The organism is Streptomyces sp. MA5143a, assembly GCF_900290235.1.
GTDB lineage: Bacteria > Actinomycetota > Actinomycetes > Streptomycetales > Streptomycetaceae > Streptomyces.
Genome location: NZ_OLMK01000009.1, coordinates 179,702 through 200,958, shown reverse-complemented (window position 1 = coordinate 200,958; position 21,257 = coordinate 179,702). Strand labels below are relative to the sequence as shown.

Annotated in this window: 15 protein-coding genes and 1 pseudogene; 7 read left to right on the top strand and 9 right to left on the bottom strand. The window is 68.2% G+C overall.

The annotated features are described in order from the left end of the window. Positions 1 to 27: 27 nt before the first annotated feature. The 3 genes from SMA5143A_RS03375 to SMA5143A_RS03370 all read left to right on the top strand — a co-directional run bounded on the left by SMA5143A_RS03375 (position 28) and on the right by SMA5143A_RS03370 (position 2,481). Positions 28 to 648, top strand: a complete 621-nt coding sequence (locus SMA5143A_RS03375; RefSeq protein ID WP_107461332.1) for an alkaline shock response membrane anchor protein AmaP — start codon at positions 28 to 30, stop codon at positions 646 to 648. A gap of 85 nt (positions 649 to 733) precedes the next feature. Then, positions 734 to 889: a DUF6131 family protein gene (locus SMA5143A_RS42870; RefSeq protein WP_099054839.1), complete on the top strand. Its 156-nt coding sequence runs from the start codon at positions 734 to 736 to the stop codon at positions 887 to 889. Between the two features lie 350 nt (positions 890 to 1,239). Continuing rightward, entirely contained in the window at positions 1,240 to 2,481 is a 1,242-nt protein-coding gene (locus tag SMA5143A_RS03370) for a PP2C family protein-serine/threonine phosphatase (RefSeq protein ID WP_107461330.1), read from the top strand. Between the two features lie 108 nt (positions 2,482 to 2,589). Here SMA5143A_RS03370 and SMA5143A_RS03365 read toward each other — a convergent pair whose 3' ends face one another. Then, positions 2,590 to 3,150 (bottom strand): DUF5994 family protein, encoded by a 561-nt coding sequence (locus SMA5143A_RS03365; protein WP_107461328.1) that lies wholly within the window; start codon positions 3,148 to 3,150, stop codon positions 2,590 to 2,592. 344 nt (positions 3,151 to 3,494) lie between these two features. On the opposite strand from SMA5143A_RS03365, the gene SMA5143A_RS03360 reads away from it, so the two are divergent. From SMA5143A_RS03360 to SMA5143A_RS03350, 3 genes are all read left to right on the top strand, one after another. Then, on the top strand, positions 3,495 to 4,187 hold the full coding sequence (locus SMA5143A_RS03360; protein ID WP_107461326.1) for a DUF5994 family protein: 693 nt from the start codon (positions 3,495 to 3,497) through the stop codon (positions 4,185 to 4,187). 124 nt (positions 4,188 to 4,311) lie between these two features. Continuing rightward, entirely contained in the window at positions 4,312 to 5,175 is an 864-nt protein-coding gene (locus tag SMA5143A_RS03355) for a slipin family protein (RefSeq protein WP_107461324.1), read from the top strand. 119 nt (positions 5,176 to 5,294) lie between these two features. Then, entirely contained in the window at positions 5,295 to 6,563 is a 1,269-nt protein-coding gene (locus SMA5143A_RS03350) for an ATP-binding protein (RefSeq protein ID WP_107461323.1), read from the top strand. Between the two features lie 39 nt (positions 6,564 to 6,602). Here the strand turns inward: SMA5143A_RS03350 and SMA5143A_RS03345 are convergent, their stop codons facing one another. The 4 genes from SMA5143A_RS03345 to SMA5143A_RS03330 form a co-directional block, all read right to left on the bottom strand. Continuing rightward, the gene (locus SMA5143A_RS03345) at positions 6,603 to 7,088 is read right to left on the bottom strand and encodes a DUF5994 family protein (protein ID WP_069777876.1); all 486 of its coding nucleotides are present in this window, start codon (positions 7,086 to 7,088) and stop codon (positions 6,603 to 6,605) included. A gap of 283 nt (positions 7,089 to 7,371) precedes the next feature. Further along, positions 7,372 to 7,896, bottom strand: a complete 525-nt coding sequence (locus SMA5143A_RS44675) for a hypothetical protein (RefSeq protein WP_373304000.1) — start codon at positions 7,894 to 7,896, stop codon at positions 7,372 to 7,374. Positions 7,897 to 7,902: 6 nt separating this feature from the next. Next, positions 7,903 to 8,439 carry a DUF5994 family protein gene (locus tag SMA5143A_RS03335; protein ID WP_030645391.1) on the bottom strand — a complete coding sequence of 179 codons (537 nt, stop codon included), beginning with the start codon at positions 8,437 to 8,439 and terminating at the stop codon, positions 7,903 to 7,905. Between the two features lie 190 nt (positions 8,440 to 8,629). Next, on the bottom strand, positions 8,630 to 9,607 hold the full coding sequence (locus SMA5143A_RS03330; RefSeq protein ID WP_107461321.1) for a magnesium transporter CorA family protein: 978 nt from the start codon (positions 9,605 to 9,607) through the stop codon (positions 8,630 to 8,632). 248 nt (positions 9,608 to 9,855) lie between these two features. Here SMA5143A_RS03330 and SMA5143A_RS03325 point away from each other — a divergent pair. Beyond that, positions 9,856 to 10,909: pseudogene (locus tag SMA5143A_RS03325) on the top strand (fatty acid desaturase family protein). A 442-nt stretch (positions 10,910 to 11,351) separates the two neighbouring features. Here the strand turns inward: SMA5143A_RS03325 and SMA5143A_RS03315 are convergent. The 4 genes from SMA5143A_RS03315 to SMA5143A_RS03300 form a co-directional block, all read right to left on the bottom strand. Further along, positions 11,352 to 12,440, bottom strand: coding sequence for an IS110 family transposase (locus SMA5143A_RS03315; protein ID WP_441349503.1), 1,089 nt, complete (start codon positions 12,438 to 12,440; stop codon positions 11,352 to 11,354). Positions 12,441 to 13,002: 562 nt separating this feature from the next. Beyond that, positions 13,003 to 14,109: an IS110 family transposase gene (locus tag SMA5143A_RS03310; protein WP_258193263.1), complete on the bottom strand. Its 1,107-nt coding sequence runs from the start codon at positions 14,107 to 14,109 to the stop codon at positions 13,003 to 13,005. A gap of 778 nt (positions 14,110 to 14,887) precedes the next feature. After that, on the bottom strand, positions 14,888 to 18,535 hold the full coding sequence (locus SMA5143A_RS03305; RefSeq protein ID WP_258193262.1) for a Z1 domain-containing protein: 3,648 nt from the start codon (positions 18,533 to 18,535) through the stop codon (positions 14,888 to 14,890). Between the two features lie 720 nt (positions 18,536 to 19,255). Continuing rightward, positions 19,256 to 21,232 carry a serine/threonine protein kinase gene (locus tag SMA5143A_RS03300; protein WP_107461315.1) on the bottom strand — a complete coding sequence of 659 codons (1,977 nt, stop codon included), beginning with the start codon at positions 21,230 to 21,232 and terminating at the stop codon, positions 19,256 to 19,258. Between the last annotated feature and the right edge of the window lie 25 nt (positions 21,233 to 21,257).

Sequence of the window (21,257 nt, the reverse complement as noted above, 5' to 3'; positions counted from 1 at the left end):
CCCAAACCCGGAGCACCGGAGCCCGCCATGACGCCGCGATCCGCCCTCAACCGCACCCTGCTGGCCCTCGCCGGACTGGTTTTCCTCGGCGGCGGACTGCTCATCCTCTTCGCCGGGCTCGACCTCTACCGGCGGCACGATCTGGCCCCACCCGCCGGCTGGCCCCTGACCACCCCGGCCGACGTCCTGCTCGGCTCCGCCGACCGGGCACGCTGGAGCAGCCAGGGCTGGTGGTGGTGGCCCGCGGTCATCGCCGCCCTCGTCCTCACCGCCCTGCTCGCCCTGTGGTGGCTGCTCGCCCAGCTGAGCCGACACCGCCCCGGCTCACTGCCCGTCGGCGGCACACCCCCGCAGGAAGGCGTCGAACTGCGCGACCGCGCACTCAGCGAAGCGATCGCGAACGAAGCCGGTGCCCTGCCAGGGGTAGGCCATGCGGCCGTAGTCATCACCGGCCGACCGGCCCGCCACCGCACCCGCACCCGCACCCGCATCGACCTCACCCTCACCCCCGAGGGCACGCCCGGCGCCACTCTCGGTGCCCTGTGCGAAGGCCCGATCGGCACCGCGCGTCGGTCCACCGGCCTCATCGACATGCCCGCCGAGGTCCGCCTACAGGTCAGCCGCCACGGACCACACCGTGTGGAGTAAGGAGGAGATCGGCCGTTCCCGCCGACGCCCTTGCGGCCCATAGCAGTTCGCGGGCGCGCCGGCACCACCCCCCGAAGGAGACATCATGATCATCCTGGGCGTCATTCTGCTCGTCGTCGGCTTCCTCACCGGCCTGTCCATCCTGTGGACCATCGGGATCATCCTGCTGGTCGTCGGAGCCATCCTGTGGATCCTCGGCGCGATGGGACACGCCGTCGCCGGTCGACGCCACTACTGGTAGGCGGGATCATTGCCCTGCAGGGCAGTGATCCATGCTGCGGGCAGGCCGGCAGACGGCGCGGACCCCACCAAGATGTTCGCGGCGGCGGACGACGACGGCGAAGAGGTCGATCCGCCTGAGGCCGCCGCCGGTGCCGGCCAGCCGCCGCGGCTCGGACGCGGGGCGCCCGGTGGCCGTTGTGCCGGTCCTCGCCGCACGAGCGCACGGCCGACTCGTTGGGGAGTCGGTGGATCGGCCCCCACGGTCCGGGCGGAAGTTCCCCACCGCGTCGGCCGGTGAGTCTCCGTCGGGAGTTCGTATGCACAGCACCTTCGTGAGGATCCGCCCGAACGTCCCCCGGGGCCACGGCGATGACGGGCGGTGAGCGGCAAGGACCCGCGGAAGGCTCCACCCGGTCGGAGCACTTCGGGGAGGAGTTTCTGGGAGTCCTGCTGGACCAGGGGCACGAGTTGCCGCCGCACCAGCTCGGTCCGCTCGTCGCACGGCAGATCGGCAGGCTCGACGGCCGCGAGACCTCTATCTTCCTGCAGGACTACGGCCAGGTGTGGCTCGTCCCCCTGCCGGGCGACGGGCTGGCGGCCGGGGAACCGCAGCCGATCGACGGCTCCGACGCCGGACGCGCCTTCCGGGAAGCGCGTCCCGTCGAGGTTTCGCAGGCCGACGGTGTGCGGGTCTACCTTCCCCTGCTGGACGGTGGAGACCAGGTGGGAGTGATGGCCGTCACCCTGGACCACCTCCAGGACGACGAGCGACGGCTGCTGCGCAGGCTCGCCTCACTCGTGGCCGACATGCTGGTGACCAAGCACGGTTACACCGATCTGTTCTTCCGGCTGCGGCGCAGAGAACCGATGAGTGTGGCGGCGGAGATCCAGTGGTCGCTGCTGCCACCGCTGGCGATGTCCACGCCCCGGGTCGAGCTGGCCGGGATGCTGGAACCCGCCTACGACGTGGCCGGCGACAGCTTCGACTACGCCCTCAACGGCGATGTCCTGCATGTGGCCATGGTCGACGCGATGGGCCACGGACTGGACGCCGCCACGATGGCCACGGTGGTCATCGGAGCCTACCGGCATGCCCGGCGCATCAGCGTCGGCCTGTCGGAGATCTATACGTTCATGGACCGGGCCGTCGCCGATCAGTTCGGCCCCGACCACTTCGTGACCGCTCAGATGATGCGGCTCAACACGGCAACGGGCAGGCTTCAGTGGGTCAACGCCGGACATCCCGCTCCTCTGTTGATCCGTGGACACCGTGTCGTACGACGGCTGCAGGGCCCGACGACGCTGCCCGTCGGCTTCGGCGGTCACGAGCCCCGGATCAGTGAAGTGGCTCTCATCCCCGGCGACCGGATCCTGTGCTTCACCGACGGACTGATAGAGGAGCGCGATGTCGGCGGTGAGGAATTCAGTGAGGAGCAGCTCATCGGGTGGGTGAACCGCCTTGAGCCCACGGCGCAGCAGATCCGGACGGTGGCGCGCTCCCTCTCCCACACGCTGCAACGGGCGCGGGGCGGGATCACGACGGACGATGCGACGCTCCTGCTGATCGAATGGCGCGGGAGCGCCACCGACGACCTCGCCCTCCCGGAGTGAGCCGGCCTCCCGCCCCCAGGGAAAGGCCGACGGCACGCAGCCTTTCCCCCACCGCCGATCTCTCACACTCCTGCTGCCGCGGTGGGCACGTGACGGGTGACCGGTCCGTCAGGAGTGCGTGAGGCGGGGGTGGGGGGCGTCGTGTCCGCCTTCGGAGTCCCAGACCGCCTCCCGGAGCGAGTCCGAGTAGGCCGCTGCCTCTGCCGCGGCCCGGAAACGTTCGGCCTCATGGATCAGGCCGCTCGCCGTGAGGCTCCGCGACGGGTCGGTGGCCGTGGCCATGAGCCGGGCTGCGGTGGCCGGGGCTGTCTCCGGTGGGATCACCAGCAGGTCCCAGCGGCCGAAGGTGTGGGACAGCAGCAACAGCTTGTGCGGGTCCTGCCCGGCGTTGGACCAGCCGACGCGCACCATGTGGCCGTGCGCGGGCACTTCACCCGGGATGACCGGCCACAACGTGCGGCTCACCGCTATCCGGGTGATCCGCCCCCACAGCGGGTCGAGACATTCGACGAGCGCCGGGAGCTCCTCCGTCAGGTTGCGCGAACGGGGCCACCAGGCACCGTCGATCAGGGCCGGAGGGGCGCCGGCCCGCGCCAGCGTGAGTCGGAGCGGTGACGAAGAAGGGGCCCGGTCTCCGACTGCGGGTGTGAACGGAATGGTCGCGGTCATGACGCGGACCCAACCCCGGGCCGGTCACGGCCGGCCCGGTTGCCATGAATCGCCGAGAACGACCCGGCGTGGAAGCCGGTGTACGAGATGCTCTCGGTAATCACCAGGATACTCCTCGCCGAGGCCCGGCGGACTGGCGGGGAGTGACGGGCTGAACGGAACAACACACGTCACAGAGCCAGGGGAGTGCTGGGCCGGGGCATGCGGGCCGTCGGGCGTGAGACCGGTCCGGGAGCCGGCATACGAAGGGCCCCGGCGCCCTCGGCCCACTGCCGCCGGTATCGACAGCCGCTTCACCGAATGCGGCGGCGTCTCCACAACCGCCCCGGCGTGTGCGGAGTACCGTGGACAGCACCGAGGGCATTTCGCACACCGGCTTCCACGCCGGGTCGTTCTCGGCGAGAGACGAAACCCGGGGCGCCGCCAAGGCGGCCCGGAGACGGGTCCGCATCATGTCGGCGACCTTGCACCAACTCCTGCCACACCACGAGCCCGTCGCAGCCCCGGCCGTGCGTCTCGCGCTGAAGACCGACGGCCCGTCGCGCGGCCTCCTGGACGGTGCCTGGTGGCCCCGCTCCCGAGACCTGCTGAGCGAGCTGCCCGCACTGACCGATGTGCTGGACCCTCTGTGGGGCCGCATCACCCGCATCGCCGTCAACCCGAAGTACTGGCCGGTCATCCCGCACGAGATCCCCGTGGGCGGTCATGTCGTCAAGGTCGGATGGTTCACCCCGGAGATCGACCCGCACAAGCTGCTGCTGCTCTCCTACGGCACCGGCCGCTGGGACCTGCTGGTCATCCCGCCCGAGACCGAGACGGAGTCGGCGGCCCGCCTGATGGCGGCCGCGTCCGACTACGACGGCCCACCGCTGACCGCAAGCGCTCTCATCGCCGCGGACGAGACCCGGCACGCCGTCTCCGCCGCCGACCGGCCACTCGAACCGGACGAGGCAGGGAAGCACGAGGAGGACGGCCCCGCCTCAGCGGCCGTTCCGGCACGGACGGATCGCGCCAGTCGCCTGGTCATCGGCATGTGAGACGGCCGCCACGACCGGTGCCTTCACGGGTTTCGGACCTGCCTCACGAGCCGGCGCAGGCACATGCAGGGGTCTCGACCGGCGAGTCTCCGCCCCACGTGGTCCTCGTCCCGAGGAGCAGTACATGCAAGCCCTGATCGTTCTCATCGTCGTGATCGGTCTTCTGGCCGTCCTGGCCCTCGCCCTGTCCGTGAAGGTCGTCAAGCAGTACGAGAAGGGAGTGCTGTTCCGCTTCGGCCGACTCGTCGGAACACGCTCCCCGGGACTGCGGTTCATCATCCCGTTCGTCGACGCCCTGCACCGGGTGTCGCTGCGGGTCGTCACCATGCCGATCCAGTCCCAGGGCATCATCACCCGGGACAACGTAAGCGTGGACGTGTCGGCGGTCGCCTACTTCCGGGTCGTCGACGCCGTGAAGTCGGTCGTCGCCGTGGAGAACGTCAACGCGGCGATCAACCAGATCGCCCAGACCACCCTGCGGAAGGTCGTCGGCCGGCACACGCTCGACGAGACGCTGTCGGAGACGGACCGTATCAACCTGGACATCCGCCAGATCCTGGACGTCACCACCGTCGACTGGGGTGTGCAGGTCACCCTGGTCGAGCTCAAGGACATCCAGCTGCCCGACACCATGAAGCGCGCCATGGCCCGCCAGGCCGAGGCCGAGCGGGAGAAGCGAGCGAAGATCATCAACGCGGAGGGCGAGTCCCTGGCCGCAGCCGCGCTCGGCGACGCCTCGGACACCATGATGGCCCACCCCCTGGCGCTTCAACTGCGCAATCTCCAGAGCCTGGTGGAGATCGGTGTCGACCAGAACACCACCGTCGTCTTCCCGGCCCCCCTCATGAGCACGATCGGCGAGCTCGGCTCCTTCCTCGCCCGGGAAACCGCTGCCGCCGCACCCGCCGCGGCAGCGCCACCGGCCGGCACCGGCCGCACCCACACGTCCCTCAGCCCGGCAGGCAGCGCGCCCGGCACCGCGGCGTGAAGCCGACTACGGCCCGAGCGATCCGTGGCGCCAGGGAGGATTCGTGACCGTCGCCTGTCGCGCGCATCCTCCGGGCACCGGCTGATGATGGGGGTACGGCCGAACACGCGGAGCTGATCATGACGGGTTGGCGGGTCAGGGACTACACCCAGGACGATCTCGAAGCGGTGATCCGTGTCGACATGCAGAGCGGCACGACCGAGGAGCCGCCGCTCTTCCCGCTCTCGGACGCCGTGACGGCCCTCCAGACCCGCCACCCGGCCGTGGTGGCCACGGCCGACGACGTGCTGATCGGCGCCGCGGTGAGCAGGGTGGAGGGCGAACGGGCATGGATCCTGCGCATCTGCATGGCGCCCGGCTGGCGGCAGCGCGGGCTGGGGAGTGCCCTGATCACCGCCCTTGAGCAACGGCTCTTCGCCGCCGGCGTCCGCGCGGTGCACGCCGCCCTGCCCGAGGGCGAGACCGGTGCCACCGCCCTGCGCAACTGCGACTTCGGCGCCCGCCCCGGGCTGGTCTTCTTCGAGAAACGCGGACCGGTGACCCCGCAGTCGGCCGGCACGCTGTCCTCGCTCGGAGCGGAGCTGCCGCCAGGGGGGCTGTGGCAGAAGGTCGCGGGCATGCAACGGGAGAAGCAGCTCATCGAGCGGCGCCTGGTCCTGCCGCTGGCCCATCCCGAACTGGCCGCCCAGCACGGAGTGGAACTGCCACGGGCGGTGATGCTGTTCGGCCCGCCCGGGACCGGCAAGAGCACGTTCGCGCACGCGATCGCCGGCCGCCTGGGATGGCCCTTCCTCGAACTGTTCCCCGCCCGTCTGGCCGCCGAGTACGGCCTGGCGACCGGGCTGAACCGGCGCTTCGACGAGATCGCCCGGCTCGACCACGTCCTCGTCTTCATCGACGAGGTCGAGGAGGTCGCCGGCGAACGCGGCGGCGCGGACGCGACCGCTGTCGGCGTCGTCAACGAACTGCTCAAGGCGATCGTCCGGTTCCGAAGCCAGGACGGACGGCTGCTCGTCTGCGCCACGAACAACGTGACCACGCTCGACTCCGCGTTCCTGCGGCACGGCCGCTTCGACTACGTGCTGCCGATCGGCCCTCCCGACCACACCGCCAGGACCGCACTGTGGGAGAGCTACCTGGCCCGAGCGGGCGCGCGGGCCGACAGCGCGGTACTCGCATCCGCCAGTGAGGGGTTCACCCCCGCCGACATCGCCCACGCGGCACGTACCGTCTCCCAGGCCCAGTTCGAGCGCACCTTCGACACCGGAACCCGGACCACCCCCACCACCGACGACTACCTGGACACGATCTGCGACACCAAGCCCACGGTCAGCGCTGCCATGGCCCGGGAATTCGCCCAGCAGACGGAGGAGTTCGCCCGCATCTAGCGTCCAGGCCGGGTGGGGAGTCGATCTGCGACGGACGTGTCAGGCCGGCGTAGGTGGCGTGTCGCTGCCCGTTTCGATGAGGATCTGCCTGGCCTCGGTGACGTTTTCGGCCCGTACGGCCCTGGCCATCGCGGCGCGTGCCGCGTCGGGCGACGTGTCCGGAGGAACCAGCAACAGAGAGAAAAGGTCCCCTTCGCCTCGGGTGATGAGGACGGTGTCGTCACCGACCGGGAAGGAGTCGATGTGCACGACCCGGTCGTCGACCATCACCCGGGTCGGCAGTTCGTCCCAGGCGCTGCCGTCCAGACCGACCCGGGTGACAGGCCCGAGATGCTCGGTCAACGCGGAGATCAGCGAGGGAAGCTCGGCACCGATGTCCCGGGACCGCGGCCACCATGCGCCGTCCAGGATTCCCTCGCGTGCGTGGGTGGTCTCCAGTCGCAGCAGGGCCGTTCCGGGTTTCACCGACCGGTGCACGGCGTCCGGCAGGAGCCTGGGGAAGTCGGGGGTGTCTGAGCCTGCCATGGTGTCCGCCCGTCCGCAGAGAGCAGTGCGACCGCACGGCGTGCGACCACGATACGACCCTGCTACCTCACGGTACTCCGCACGACGCGCCCGCGAGCGCTTCGCCGCAGGCGCGGTTGCGGAAACAGGCAACGGCTCCGGCGTATACCCGCCGGAGCCGCCCTTCCGGGTCATTGCACGTGAGCGTGCGCCGACCCGCTTTCCAGGTTACGTCAAAGGGACTAATCCGCCATAAGCAATCCTTGCGAGGGTTCACTTCGGTCCGAGAAGCCGACGCGGCGGTTCAGCCACGCCCTTCCTCTTCCGTCTCCATCTGCCGGATCCCCTGGTGCGTCAGCGTGATCATCCCGGGCGTGTTGCCCCTCTCCCAGTCCACGACGACCCAGCCTTCACCTGCCAGGTACATACAGGCAGCGGCCATGTCCTGCTCAGGGATACCCAGGTCCGTGCGGAGCTTCGCCCCATCGACACCCAGGAGGCGATTGCCCTCGGCGGCCTGGTACAGAGCCTGCATGATCCTCTCGCGGTACGTCTTCCGGTCCCGCAACATCGCCATGACGCGCCTTCCTCTACTGCCCACGGTCGGGCCGAAGCCGATGTCATCCGCGGTCGCCGTCGCGGTGGGGCGCGTCGGAACGGTCGCATCCACCGACCGACGGTGTCTCCGGGGCCGACGCCCGATCCCCGGCAGAACATCGCTGTAGTGGAAGGCAGCGATCCGTTCGGCGTGCTGGCCGTTGAGCCGGTGGATCAGAACGACTCCGACGGCGATCAGGACGAGCAGCACGGCCACGGCGATGACGAGCATGGGATCTCACCTCCGCCGACCGGCGGGCGAAGGCCCTGCCGAGCCGATGGGCCGGGGCAGGGACGACGGTCGACCTGCTCCGCCGTCGGCCTCCCAGGCTTCTTCCCTGTTTCGTGCATCGATCCTGTCTGCTGCTTGCTCCCGGGCCGAGGCATCGACGCCGTCGCCGACCATCAACTGCGCGGCGGCATCCGCACCGGTTTCCGGCGGAATCACCAGCACGTCCCGGCGGCCGTCAGCGGAGAAAAGAGTGAGTCTGTGGGGATCCTGCTCCTCGGTGGACCAGCCCACCTGCACGGTGCGCCCGGCGTAGGACACCCAGTGCGGCAGGACGGGCCAGTAGGCCGGGTGCACGGTGACACCCGTGATACGACCCCAGAGATCGCCCAATGCGGCCGTCAACGACGGCAGCTCACGGGTGAAGGCACGGGAGCGAGGCCACCACATACCGTCCAGCCCGCCCGGCGCGGGCGTCAGGGACAGCCGGGCCGGCTGCGGCGGCGCACATCTGATCGATGTCGTACGGTCAATGGTCACAGCCATGGCGCGGACCTGTCCCCGGGCTCGTGGGTGCGGCCCGGCGCTGTCGATCACCGGGAACGGCACCCGCGTCGGAGCCGGTGCGCGAAGAACTCCCGGTGTCTTCAACACTACTCCGCTCACCGGTCCGAAAAGCCCGGGATGACCAGGCAGTTTCCTACCTTCAGGACCTGGTCGCTGGTGCCGATGCCGGTCAGAGCCAGTCCTTGCGCTTGAACGTCAGATACAGCAATGCGGACAGGATCACGATGACTGCGGCGGAGGTGATGAATCCCGACTCGCGGCCGAAACCGGGATAGGGGAGGTTCTGGCCGTAGTAGCCGGTGATCGCGGTGGGTACGGCGATGATCGCGGCCCAGCTCGTCACCTTCTTCATGATCAGGTTCATGCGATTGGCCTGGACCGAGAGGTTCGTCTCCATGACCGAGGCCACCAGGTCCCGCAGCGATTCCGTCCACTCGGTGGCACGCAGCACGTGGTCGTAGACGTCCTGGTAGTACGGGGCGAGAGGGTCGTTGATCAGGTGCAGGCCGGGGCGCATGAGGGTGTTGACCACCTCACGCATCGGGAGCACGACGCGGCGCAGCTGGACGAGCGACTTACGCAGTGCGAAAACCCGGCGCTGCACGGCTTCGATCTCACGGCGCCCGGCCGCGAAGAGCAGACCCTCCAGCTCCTCGACGCTGTCGTCCAACTGCTGGACCGCGGCGAAGTGTCCGTCCACGAGATGGTCGAGCAGACCGTGCAGCAGGAATCCGACGCCGTGGTCGGCCAGGTCCGGGCTCTCGTCCCAGCGGGCGACGACGTCCTCGATGTCGAGGCCGTCGTCCTTGCGGACGGTGATCATGGCCTGACTGGTGAGGAATACGGCGATCTCGCTGTACGTCAGTTCCGCACCGTCCGGGCTGACGGTCACGGCGTAGGCGCTGAGGAACTCGTGGGTGCGATAGCGGTCGAGTTTCGGCCGCTGTCCACGCTGGGCGGCATCCTCCAGAGCCAGTTCGTGGATGCCGAACTCCTGACCCAGCATGGTGAGTTCATTGGCTCCGGGCCGGTGCAGGTCCAGCCACAGGACCGACTCCGGATCAGCGAGATGCGCAGGGACGTCACTGACGGGAAAGCCCTCCAGGACCAGAGTGCCGTCGTGATACAGCCGGGTACGCGTCACCATGGCCCGAGGCTAGTGTCTTACACCCCTGTCATGCCGCTTCGCCCCGATTGCCAGCGCGGCAGGTTCATCGACAGCAGCCACCCTCCGTGGGGGCCTTACGTCAAAGCCCGCGACATCCGGAGCTCCGACCGACGAGCATCGGGTGCCGGTCCGAAGGCAGGGATGTGGGTACCCGGCCGCCGCATCGCATCCGGCGTACACCGCACGACCGGATGCGGCCCGTCAGCCGGGAAGGACGCTCCGAGACCATGACCACGCATACCCCGCGCCGTCGCCCGCCTCCCCCCGCAGGTGGCAGTGATTTCGCCCGCCTGTCGAAGAAGATCGCCGAGGCCGGCCTGATGAACCGGCGCCCCGGCTACTACACCGTCCGGTCCATCGTCGTGGCCGTCGCCTACGCCGGGGGCTGGAGCGCGTTCGTCGTCATCGGCGCCGGGTGGTGGACCCTGGCGCTCGCCGCGTTCCTCGCCCGTGATGTTCGGGCAGGTGGCTCTGCTCGCCCACGACGTCGCGCACCGCCAGGTCTTCCGCCGGCGCCGGCCCAGCGAGACGGCCGGCCGCATCGCCGGGGCCGCGATCGGGATGGGCTACGGATGGTGGCAGGACAAACACACCCGCCACCACGCCAACCCCAACCACGAGGACCTCGACCCCGACATCGCCCCGGACCTGCTGGTGTGGTCCCAGGACCAGGCCCGCGCCGCGACCGGACTGCCGAGGATCATCGGCCGTCGGCAGGCGTTCCTCTTCTTTCCCCTGCTCCTGCTCGAAGGGGTCAACCTTCATGTCTCCAGCGCGCGAGCACTGGGCAACCGCACCCTGAAGAACCGCGCCCTGGACGGCACGCTGCTCTACGGGCACACCGCCGCCTACCTGACCGCACTGTTCCTCGTCCTCCCACCCGGCATGGCGATCGCGTTCCTGGCCGTCAACCAGGGCCTGTTCGGCCTTTACCTCGGCTGCCTCTTCGCCCCCAACCACAAGGGCATGCCGACCCTGACCGGCAACGACCGCCCCGACTTCCTGCGCCGGCAGGTCCTCACCGCACGCAACGTACGCGGCAGCTGGTTCACCGACCTCGCCCTGGGCGGCCTGAACCACCAGATCGAACACCACCTGTTCCCCAGCATGCCCAGCCCCCACCTGCGCAGGGCCCGGCCCATCGTCCGCCACTACTGCCAGGACTTGGGAGTCGACTATCTGGAAACCGGACTGATCGCCTCCTACCGGCAAGCACTCGCCAGTCTCCACCGAGCAGGAGCGCCACTGCGGCGAGCCCGTATCAGCAGCGCCCGAGCATGACGCACCGGCGCCGACGGTAGATGATCTCGCCGCCCTGTCTGAACCAGGAGGCAATCCCGTCGAACCGCTTGCATGAGTCGGCAGCTGTAACGCATCCAGATGCCCTTGCCGTACTCCAGCGCCTTTTCCCGGTGCCCGGCTGAAGTGATCCGGTGAGACCCAGCGGCTGGAACAGCCCCGTCGGCTTCCCGGCGCGGCTGCGTCGTCTTACGGCTCCCCTCCCAGATGGGCGCAATCGCAAATCCAGCGTCCCGCGAGCATCGCAGGAGCGCGCACTGTGTGCGGAGCCGAACGCGGTCATGCGCGCAAGCACAGTCGAGATCACGGCGAAGCCCCGCCGGAGCGCTCCGGCGGGGCTTCGTCCCAGGGCTCCGAGCAGAAGCCCCGTCGGGGGCTGGTTCCCGGATGGGCTTCACTGCTTCGCCCTCTCTCACAGACGCCCCTATAACGCGGGGGCGCGGGAAACCGGTCTGACCAGGTTGAAGACCTCGCGGGCTGCGTATCGCTTGAGGCATCGGATGATCTCACGGCGGGTCTTGCCCTCCTGGGTGCGGCGTTCGTAGTACGCCTGGGTGCGCGGGTCGTGGCGCAGGCGGGTGAACACGATGCGGTGCAGGGCGGCGTTCGCCTGACGGTCGCCGCCGTGGTTGAGCCGGCGCGTGCTCCGACGGCCCGACGAATACTCGACGGGGCTGACTCCGCAAAGCGCTGCAAAGGATGCCTCGGTGTTCAGCCGCTCGGGGTTGTCTCCCATGGTGATCAGCAAGGTGACTGCGCTGTCCGGGCCGATGCCCACCGGTACGAGCAGCTGTGGGGCGTGGTGTTCGACGAGCTGGGTCAGGCGTTGGTTCAGCTCATTGATCTGCCCGGTGAGCTGTTCGATACGCTCCGCGAGCATTCTCAGGGTCATGTGGGTGGCCTGGACCACCGCGTTCTCGCCGTCGCCTGGCCCGAGGCGTGCGCAGGTGCGGAACAGCTCGCGGTTGCCCAGGCTGGACAGTCGTTCCCGCAGTGCGGGATCGGCGATGACCAGGACGGCTTTGAGCTGGTTGATCGCCTGGGTACGGGCCTTGACCGCGGAGTCCTTGGCGAGCTTGAGGATCCGGGCGCTGTGCACCGGTCCGTCGCCGGACTTGGCCCGGGCCCGGGCGCGGCCGCTGAGCACGGCTCGCGCTGCGGCCTGCGCATCGAGCGGGTCCGACTTGCCGAGCAGACGGCGGGCCGTGCGGTCGGGCCGGTTCACTTCGAACACCTGGATCTGCTGCGTCAGCAGGTAGCGGGACAGGCCCGCGCCGAAGGTGCCGGTGCCCTCCACGCCGGCCCGGCGCACCGTCCCCCGCTTGCGGGCCCACACGAGCAGCCGACGGTAGCCGGCGGCCGTCGCCGGAAAGGACTCTGTGCCCAGGACCTTCCCCAGCGGGGAGACCACGGCGGCGACGTGAACCTCGCCGTGCGTGTCCACACCCAGGACAACCTCGCGCCGAACGGGAGGATCCGTGCTCGAGGAGGTACTGCGCTGTCGGGTCGTCATGATGGTTCGCCTCCCACGTGTGACGTGCTGGCTGGGTGAACGGCACCGGCCTGCTCGGACGGTCCGAACCGTGATGGCGCCTGGACTCGGCAAGGCCCCTATAGGGACACGCCCTGTGGCTCGGTGACAGCCGAAAACATCCCGCAACGACGGTCGACATGCCTGTGACTGGACACTTCGGTCAAAGATCTCAAGAGTCAGACCCCCGTACGGGACGGCATCGCGCAACCATCCCATCGATCCCGGCGCATCGGCACGTCCCGACCACAGCCGGATGGCTTCGCCCGAACCAGTGCTCAACCTGGGCGGAGAAGGCTGAAAATGGGTTGGCTCCCCACCCACTTGCGACCGACAACGACAGACCGCCTCGTGAGGTTACGTCCAGGGAAGTGGTGTACGGGTTCGACCCGATCTGGGGGTTTGCGCCCATGACTGGACACTTCGGTCATAGATCTAACGAGGCAGACCCCCGACTGGGACGGCATTGCGCAGCCGTCCCACCGATCCCGGCACAACGGCATGCCCCGACCGCAGCAGGATGGCCTCGTCCGAACAGACGCCCCTATAACGGGGCTTTGGTGGGTACCGTCCTGACCAGGTTGAAGACCTCGCGGGCGGCATACCGCTTGAGGCATCGGATGATCTCACGGCGGGTCTTGCCCTCCTGGGTGCGGCGTTCGTAGTACGCCTGGGTGCGCGGGTCGTGGCGCAGCCGGGTGAACACGATGCGGTGCAGGGCGGCGTTCGCCTGCCGGTCGCCGCCGTGGTTGAGGCGACGCGAGGTCCGGCGGCCCGAGGAGTACTCGATGGGACTGACTCCGCACAGAGCGGCGAAGGACCCCTCGGTGTTCAGCCGCTCGGGGTTGCCTCCCATGGTGATCAGGAGAGTGACGGCGCTGTCCGGGCCGATGCCCACCGGCACGAGCAGCTGCGGGGCGCGTCGTTCGACGAGCCGGGTCAGCCGCCGGTTCAGCTCATCGATCTGTGCGGTGAGCTGTTCGATGCGCTGGGCCAGCAGGCTCAGGGTGATGCGGGTGGCCTGGGCCACGGCGTCCTCATCGCCCTCGCTGTCGTCGCCGTCGAGCGGGCTGAGGCGCGCGCAGGTGCGGAACAGCTCGCGGTTGCCCAGACTGGACAGCTGCTCCCGCAGGGCCGGATCGGCGATGACGAGGACGGCTTTGAGCTGGTTGATCGCCTGGGTACGGGCCTTGACCGCGGAGTCCTTGGCGAGTTTGAACATCCGGGCGCTCTGCACCGGACCGTCGCCAGTCTTGGCGCGGGCCCGGGCGCGACCGCTGAGCACGGCCCGCGCAGCAGCCTGCGCATCCAGCGGGTCCGACTTCCCGAGCAGCCGACGGGCTGCGCGGTCGGGCCGGTTCACCTCGTACACCTGGACGTCCTGAGCCAGCAGGTAGCGCGACAGGCCCGCTCCGAAGGTACCCGTGCCCTCCACACCGGCCCGGCGCACCGTCCCCCGCTTGCGGGCCCAGACAAGCAGCCGGCGATACCCGGCCGCCGTCGCCGGAAAGGACTCGGTACCCAGGACCTTCCCCAGCGGGGAGACCACGGCCGCAACATGAAGCTCGCCGTGCGTGTCCACACCCAGGACGACCTCGCCCAGAACGGGTGGATCCGTGCTGGAGGAGGTGCTGCGCTCTCTGGTCGTCATGGTGGTTCGCCTCCCGCATGGTGACGTGCTTGGTGGATGGCACCGGCCCGCTCGGGCGGTCTGAACCGTGATGGCGCCTGATCGTCAGGCAAGGCCCCTATTGGGACACGCCCTGTGGCTCGGTACCAGCAGACGCCGTCCCGCAACGACAGTCGACAAGCCCGTGCCTGGACACTTCGGTCATAGATCTCATGAGTCAGACCCCCGTCCGGGACGGCATCGCGCAACCCTCCCATTGCCCCGACGCAACAGCGCGTCCCGACCACAGCCGGATGGCTTCGCCCGAACCAGTGCCCAACCTGGCCGGCGCAGGCTGACAATAAGTTGACTCCCCGCCCACTCGTGACCGGCAATGACAGGCAGCCGTGTGGCCCGCCTTACGGTCGTCCTTCATCGACCATCGCAGGAACGGCTTCGAGTCCTCTTCCTGGTGCACGGCTGTCCACAAGTCATGTAGCGGGCGCCGACGACCCGCGATGCGGCGGACTCGGCGCACTGTCGGCGTTCCCGCGCCCGGCGGGCCTGGGCTCTGGCTGTCTACGGCAGCACGCGGGCCTCCAGGGCTGCGAGGTACTTCTCGCCGGGCTGCTGGCCGGTGTCGGCCATGATGGTCTCCGCTCTCCTGGGCGAGGGCTGGGGGAGACTGGAGGATGTCCCTCCCCTGCCTGACTGTGACGTCGTTCGGCGGGTCCTGGAACGAAGGGTCCCCCGGGGCGGAGACGGCAGGCCGCTGACCGCGGACCGTCGGGACTGCCTGAAGCGCACAAGACGCTTTCGCCTACCTGTCGATGATGGGGCGATCGGGCAACGAGGAGTCCCTGGCGCGGAATCGGACCAGAGGAGGTTGCGGAGCCGCTTCGTCCTTCGAGTCGCCAGGCGGGAGCAGGGTGAAGGCAAGAGAGACCTGGGACGGGTCGACCGATGTGCCGGGCAGATACGCAGTGTGTTGGTAGGCGTCACCCGCCTCCAGGACCGGGTAGAGCAATGCGATCCCCCTGCGATCCGGAAGGCTCGCACGAAGAGCCCGGGCGGCCAGGCGATGTGCGGGGCCGCTGATGGCGCCGAAGAGCGGCCCCCTACGCCGACTGCGGACGAAGAGTGAGAGCTCCGGAGACTCCAGCACAGATCCAGCCCGGCGCTGCGGCGGAGCTAGCTGGGGGGCGAGGATGAGCCAATCCTCGATGCTTGCCCCCGTCGTGCTTGCGGTCTGCAGATAGGCGAGGTGCGGTGCAAAATTCCCAGGGGCCAGCCACTCCAGCCTGCTGAGCACCTCAAGGAACTGCGTGTGTCCGATGACAGTCGTGTACGCGGAGAAGGAGGTCTCCTGCCGGCTGCCGTCAGCCGGCACGGAGACGGGGACCAGGGGGCTCTGGAAGGTGCTAAGGATCGCGCGCCACCGCTCCGTGTTTCGGCGCTTCGCGCCGATGTCCACGGGGTAGCCCGACGGTTCGATCCATCTCCCCGGTGACCGGACCTCCACGAGTTCGGCGTTGTACATCTTGGTGGGACTCGTCGGCTTGAGCCAGGGCAGGTACTGGGCCACCAATGGCGGGAGTTGCGCCGGAGTGATCATCGGCTTCCCGTCGACCAGGTGTGCGTAGTCGGCGAGTTGAGACCGGAACTCCTCCTCATCGCGGCACATCGTTGCGAACGCCTTGTAGAGATCGATCTCTTTGTTCCCAGCAGCTTCACCGCGACTGATGTAGAGCCGGACCAGGTCGGCATAGCCTTCGCGGAAGCCGAACCAGCGGCCCATCTGCATCAGGGTGTCCGCCTGCGAGGCGGCACGGCGGTAGTAGCTGATGGTGAGGCCCTCGACGGTGAAGCCTCGAGCGAGCTTGGCGCCCCCGACTAGGATCTTCCATACGGGGCGCTGGTCGAAGTCCACGCTGGCGCGCTCGATATCCCTGTCCCCGTTGACGGTGATCACAGGCTTCTCTGAGCCGCCGGCGATGCGGGTACGCGCGGCATCGATATACGGGATCAGCTCGTCGAACGAGACAGGGCGTGCGAGGTCTTCGGCCCGGTGGGCGGATACGGGGGCAAAGTCCAGGTCGTAGAGCGCCCTCAGCCGATGAAGAGCCTCGGCCTCGAGTGGGCCGGGGACGTACCAGAGCTTAAGGAGACGATCCATGAGCTCGCGGTGGTCGGCGATGCGCACGGACTCGTGTACCAGCATGGTGTGGTGACGGTAAGCGAAACTTCTCGGGTCGAGGGCTTCGCGATACAGCTTGATGGCGCCCGACAGGACAAAGGCATCGAGGGCCTGTTGCAGAGAGGAGTCGTCGCCCGGTTCGGCTTCGTGGATGGCGCGTACATGGGCCATCTCCTGGGAGTTGGCGACCGTTCGCTCCTCAGGAGGAATGGCAGAGTCCACGTCGTGGAAGTCGCGCGCCCCCATGTACCCAGCCGGGCGGGGCAACGAGAGCACGAAGTCCTTAGGGAAGACGTCCTCCGCATCGTGCGGATCAATGAGGACATTGGCGAACGGCGTAGCCGTATACGCAACGTACTGGGCTCGGGGAAGCAGGCCAAGCAGTTCGGAGAGGAGTGCGTTGATGGCGCTGCGCTCACGGCCTTCACGTTGATGCCCGGGGTGCAGCGTATTAACCGATCCGTAGTCGGACTCGTCGTCCACGATCAGTGCCGGAATCTCCTGCAACTGGGCACCGACTCTGCGCAAGTCTCTGATAACCGAGCCGAGCACGGCCTTGTTCTTCTTGACCACCATGAGCCGGGCGGCCGTGCGATGCAGGTTGGCCGGGTGGTACAGCGGCAGCGTGGCGTCACGCTTCTCGAACTCGAGCGCGGTGATCCCCTGTTGCAGGGACTGGTAGTCGCTGCTCAGGGTCGTGAGTCGGAGAACGTCGAACGATCCGTGGAGGGATGGAAGCCCGCCGTGAGTCAAGAACTCTCCCGCCCTCCACTCCGGGTCCAAGGCGTACTCGCAGTCCTCTTCGGGGGCTCCGCGCAGAATGTTCTCGCGACCGACCAACTCCTTGTCGATACGCCGTTGTGTCTGGGCGCGAAGGATGTTGAGAGAGCCGCTGAGAATGATGACCAATCGGTAGCCGGCATCGACAGCCTTGGCGACGACCCCAGTAATGCTGGCGGTCTTCCCGGACTGGACGTAACCGATGACCAAACCCTTGGACTGGTAGGCGGCAGCATCAGTGGGGTCCGCGAGACGCGCGACCACTTGGGCAGCGCTCTCTCCCACGGTGGCCACCGCCTCGGCGGTCCATCCCTTGATTTGTGCCAGGTAGCTCTGGTAGGCGGGCCAGTACCAGGGGCGGCCGGACTGGTGGGTGGGTGTGTACCACTGGGTGAACTCGCTACTGATGATGATCGGTCCTTCAGCGAAGGAGATCGGGATCAGCTCCGTGAGCACCCTGCGGGTCGCGGGCTCCAGTCCGAGGCGCTCATACACCGCGATGCGGCGCTCGGCGGTACGGGGTGGGGTGGATGTCCAAGCAGGCCGTTCCGCGTGGTCCCATTCGGTGAGGCTTCGTCGCCACAGAGCCAGGAGCGGGGCAGCGGTTTCGCCTGACGCCAGGTGGCTGCGGAAAGTGAACTGGCTCGCGTCCAGAGCACCGGCACCCGATACAGACGGATGGTCCTCGGACCAGTATTCGAGGGCGCGGGCGAGCGGACGGGGGCCGTTGGCGTGCATGGCTCCCAGCGCCAGGGAATGCACCTCGAGCGCAACGTCATCGACAGCGGCGTCGCCGCCGACCTGTAACGGTACGAGTTCGTCGAGCGCGTCGCGATGCAGCTGATCCAGCCCTAGACGCCGATAGCTGGCCACGCGGCGCTCGGGGGTGCACGGTCCGGTGTCCGTCCAAGTCAAGGCCGGGGCGCGATCGTATTGGTTCAGCGCAGTGCGCCAGCTGCGATGGGTGTCGTGTGAGATGGAGGTGACGGCATCGCGTGCACCTGCCGCGCGTAGCGCGGCATACCGCTCCAGTTCGCTGAGGAGGTCATCGGAGGTGTCGGCCAGCGGTCCGGTGGAAAGGCGCAGCTGAGTCTTCAGCCTGTGGTTTTCTGTTTGGGCCCGATCCAAGGCGCCCATCGTGGCCAAGTGCTGGCGGGTCGCCGTCTCGTACTGCACTTTCTGATTGAGCATGCGCGCCGTCAGTGTCCGGATGCTGCCTGCTCCGTGCTCCGCCTTCTCCTCAGCCCGCTGGCTGTGGAGGTTCCGCAAAGTGGTGGCGTCTTCCGCGGTGAGACGGGTGCCGGCCAGCTCGATGGTCTTCTCGATGAAGTCTTTGGACGGAAGACGGTTCCCGCTCAGATATCGGCTCACCACCGACACGCTCAGGTGATGTCGCCTGGCGTATTCCCTCAGGGTGATCTGCATGACCTCGAACGCACCGCGTAGGGCTTTGGCCAGGGCTTGATGGAGTTCAGGCAGCTCCTTGCTCAACTCGCGCAGGTTTCCGCCTGCCCAGTGTTCTGACGGCACCAGACAGTCTTACCGGTTGTTGGGCTGACTCGTGTCTGTTGCCAGGGTTTTGGCAACAGACCTGGCCTGTTGCGCTGTGATCCGGCAACGCGTTGCCACGGGTGCACCAGAGTCTCGTGCGAAAAGGTCGGGGCTCGGCCATGCCCGTGGCCCTGACCCGATGTGCGCGTCACGCACGTGAGGAAGGCGAACGATGCGAAAGCGTCCAACGAAGTCGAAGATCTCCCCTCGGAATTCCCGACGTGCGCGTCGGATGATCCGCCGGGCCTGGCTGCTATTCGGCCGGTTCGTGCTCCGCGGTGCGGCGACCGCGTTGGGCGCAACGCTGACAGCCTGGCTCACCTGGTGGGTACGGAGTCGTTGACTGGGGCTTCACCACATGGGCCGAGGCGGGGGGAGGCCCCAGTCGACAAGCCTGTGACTGGACGCTTCGGTCATAGATGTCATGAGTCAGACCCTCGTCCGGGACGGCACTGCGCAACCGTCCCATTGGCCCCCGGCACAACGGCATGACTCGATCACTGCCGGATGGCTTCGTCCGAACCGGCGCTCAACCTGGCCCGGACGGTCTGACAGTGAGTTGACTTCTCGCTCACTCGTGACCGACGTTGACGGGCAGCCGTGTGGCCCGCCTTACAGAACGGTGGACACCGATGACGGTGAGCCGAAATGTGAGGAGGGTCAGCTCGCGCAACTGCCGACGGAACCCCAGCGAAGAAAGTCCGTACCACCGGTGCCGTCGAGAACCGCAACCGCGTACTGGGCATAGCGCCATGCCGGCCGGGCGCGGGACTCGGTGAGGATTGACTGGCAGGCCACACCTGCGGCGATGTTCCCCCAATCCTCCCGCGTGCTCTGGTCCCACTCGGGCTTGGTCGCCCAAACGTACATCACGCCTTCCTGCGGGGCGAAGCCGATACTGGTGTTCTCGTCGCTGATGTAGCGGGGGTCGTGGAACAGCCGGGAATTGCCGTTCCACTCCACGAAAAGCTGGTGGACCGCCTCAGTTGCCACTCGGATCTCGTCCTTGTCGGCACTCGGGATCCGCGCCGCCTTCAGGCCGGCTTCGCTGGGATTCCAGTTCGGATCCTGCCCCTGGTCGGTGGTGGTGCGTTCGATGGTCTGTGTGACGCAGCCAGTGTTGGTGCGGAAGTCGTCTTCCCACACGATCGCGGGCGCCGTGGGAGTGGTGTTGTCCACCAGGACATACTCGTCGTACGGAAGGTCCTTGTAGATGTCCGCCATCATGCGCAGGGTGAGACAGGTGTCCTTGGCCGCTCCCTGGATGACGCGTGACTCGATGGTCGGGCCGCTGATGGCGATGTAGATCTCTTTCCTCGGCTGGGCGTAGCTCACGTCGTACCGGCCGCTGTAGTTGTACTCCTCGCCGACTCCCAGGCCGACATCGTGGCCGAGTGCGGCCTCGGTCTCGATCTCAGCCTCTCCCTTGGCGCGGCGGGCCGCACGCCATGTGCTGGTCGTCGCCTCGCCGGCGTTCACGGGCGGTGATGTGCCCGGCGTCTGGTGACTTGCCGTCGGTGAAGCGGGAGAGGGTATATCGGTGATCGTCGTGGAGGACGCGCTGACGTCGCGGCGGGAACTCGAGGGGAGTGTCTCCGTCCCGCCGGGCTGAAGAGCGAGCGCTCCGCCCGTCAGGCCACCGATGACGACGCCCGCGGCCACGGCGATGCCCACCATGCGTCTGCTTGAACGGGCGGGAGAGTGCCAGGCCGGGTCGTCCACGGCGGGCACGTCCCACTCAGCCGCGACAAGATCACCGACCAGCGTCGGTTCCCCACCGGCCGGGATGACCTGTGTGGCCTGAGCCGCGAGAAGAACCGCGCATTCCTCGGCGGCCTCACTCGCGGTGGTTCGGCTGCCCGGCTCCTTGGCAAGGGCGCTCTCCGCAATGGTGCGGAGTTCGTCGGGAAGGCCATGGAGGTCGGGTTCCTCGGACATGACGCGGTAGGCGACCACGTCAAGGGCTCCCGTGCCGAAGGGCAGGCGTCCGGTGGCAGCGTAGGCAACGAGCGCGCCCCAGGCGAACACGTCACCTTCGGGGCCGGCGCTGCCGGCGCGGTAATACTCCGGGCTGATCCAACCGGGGGTGCCGGTCATGATGCCGGTGCGGGTCACGGACGTACCGTCGTCGGCGTGGGCAATGCCGAAGTCCAGAACGCGGGGGCCGGCAGGGGTGAGTATGACGTTCTGCGGCTTGACATCCCGATGGACGACGCCAGCAGCGTGGATGGCCGCGAGAGCCTGTGCGGTGCCTGTCGCGAAAGCGTACAAGGTGCTCTCGGCCAGCGGTCCGTAGCTCGCGAGGTGCCGGTCGAGGGTGGGCCCTGGGGCGTATGCAGTGGCCAACCACGGCGAATCGGCATCCGGATCGGCGGCAAGCAGAGGTATGAGAAACGGCCCCTGCACACGCGCGGACAGCTGAACCTCACGGCGGAACCGGGCCCGAAACTCGGGATCCTCGGCCTGCGCGGAATGAACGACCTTCACCGCGACACGGAGGCCGACGGCGTCGAGGCCAGCGTGAACTGTACCCATACCGCCCGAGCCGAGACGGCCGATGATCCGGTAGGGACCGACCCGCTTCGGGTCACCAGGACGGGCGGGCAACACCCGCCCGCCGGAGCGGGAACTGCTCACGGCTTCCGTTCTCCTTCACCGCAGA

Bases quoted from the DNA above. Each gene is read 5' to 3' on its own strand.
- SMA5143A_RS03375 (WP_107461332.1), top strand. From the start codon at position 28: ATGACGCCGCGATCCGCCCTCAACCGCACCCTGCTGGCCCTCGCCGGA.
- SMA5143A_RS42870 (WP_099054839.1), top strand. From the start codon at position 734: ATGATCATCCTGGGCGTCATTCTGCTCGTCGTCGGCTTCCTCACCGGC.
- SMA5143A_RS03370 (WP_107461330.1), top strand. From the start codon at position 1,240: ATGACGGGCGGTGAGCGGCAAGGACCCGCGGAAGGCTCCACCCGGTCG.
- SMA5143A_RS03365 (WP_107461328.1), bottom strand. From the start codon at position 3,150: ATGACCGCGACCATTCCGTTCACACCCGCAGTCGGAGACCGGGCCCCT.
- SMA5143A_RS03355 (WP_107461324.1), top strand. From the start codon at position 4,312: ATGCAAGCCCTGATCGTTCTCATCGTCGTGATCGGTCTTCTGGCCGTC.
- SMA5143A_RS03350 (WP_107461323.1), top strand. From the start codon at position 5,295: ATGACGGGTTGGCGGGTCAGGGACTACACCCAGGACGATCTCGAAGCG.
- SMA5143A_RS03345 (WP_069777876.1), bottom strand. From the start codon at position 7,088: ATGGCAGGCTCAGACACCCCCGACTTCCCCAGGCTCCTGCCGGACGCC.
- SMA5143A_RS44675 (WP_373304000.1), bottom strand. From the start codon at position 7,896: ATGCTCGTCATCGCCGTGGCCGTGCTGCTCGTCCTGATCGCCGTCGGA.
- SMA5143A_RS03335 (WP_030645391.1), bottom strand. From the start codon at position 8,439: ATGGCTGTGACCATTGACCGTACGACATCGATCAGATGTGCGCCGCCG.
- SMA5143A_RS03330 (WP_107461321.1), bottom strand. From the start codon at position 9,607: ATGGTGACGCGTACCCGGCTGTATCACGACGGCACTCTGGTCCTGGAG.
- SMA5143A_RS03315 (WP_441349503.1), bottom strand. From the start codon at position 12,440: ATGACGACCCGACAGCGCAGTACCTCCTCGAGCACGGATCCTCCCGTT.
- SMA5143A_RS03310 (WP_258193263.1), bottom strand. From the start codon at position 14,109: ATGACGACCAGAGAGCGCAGCACCTCCTCCAGCACGGATCCACCCGTT.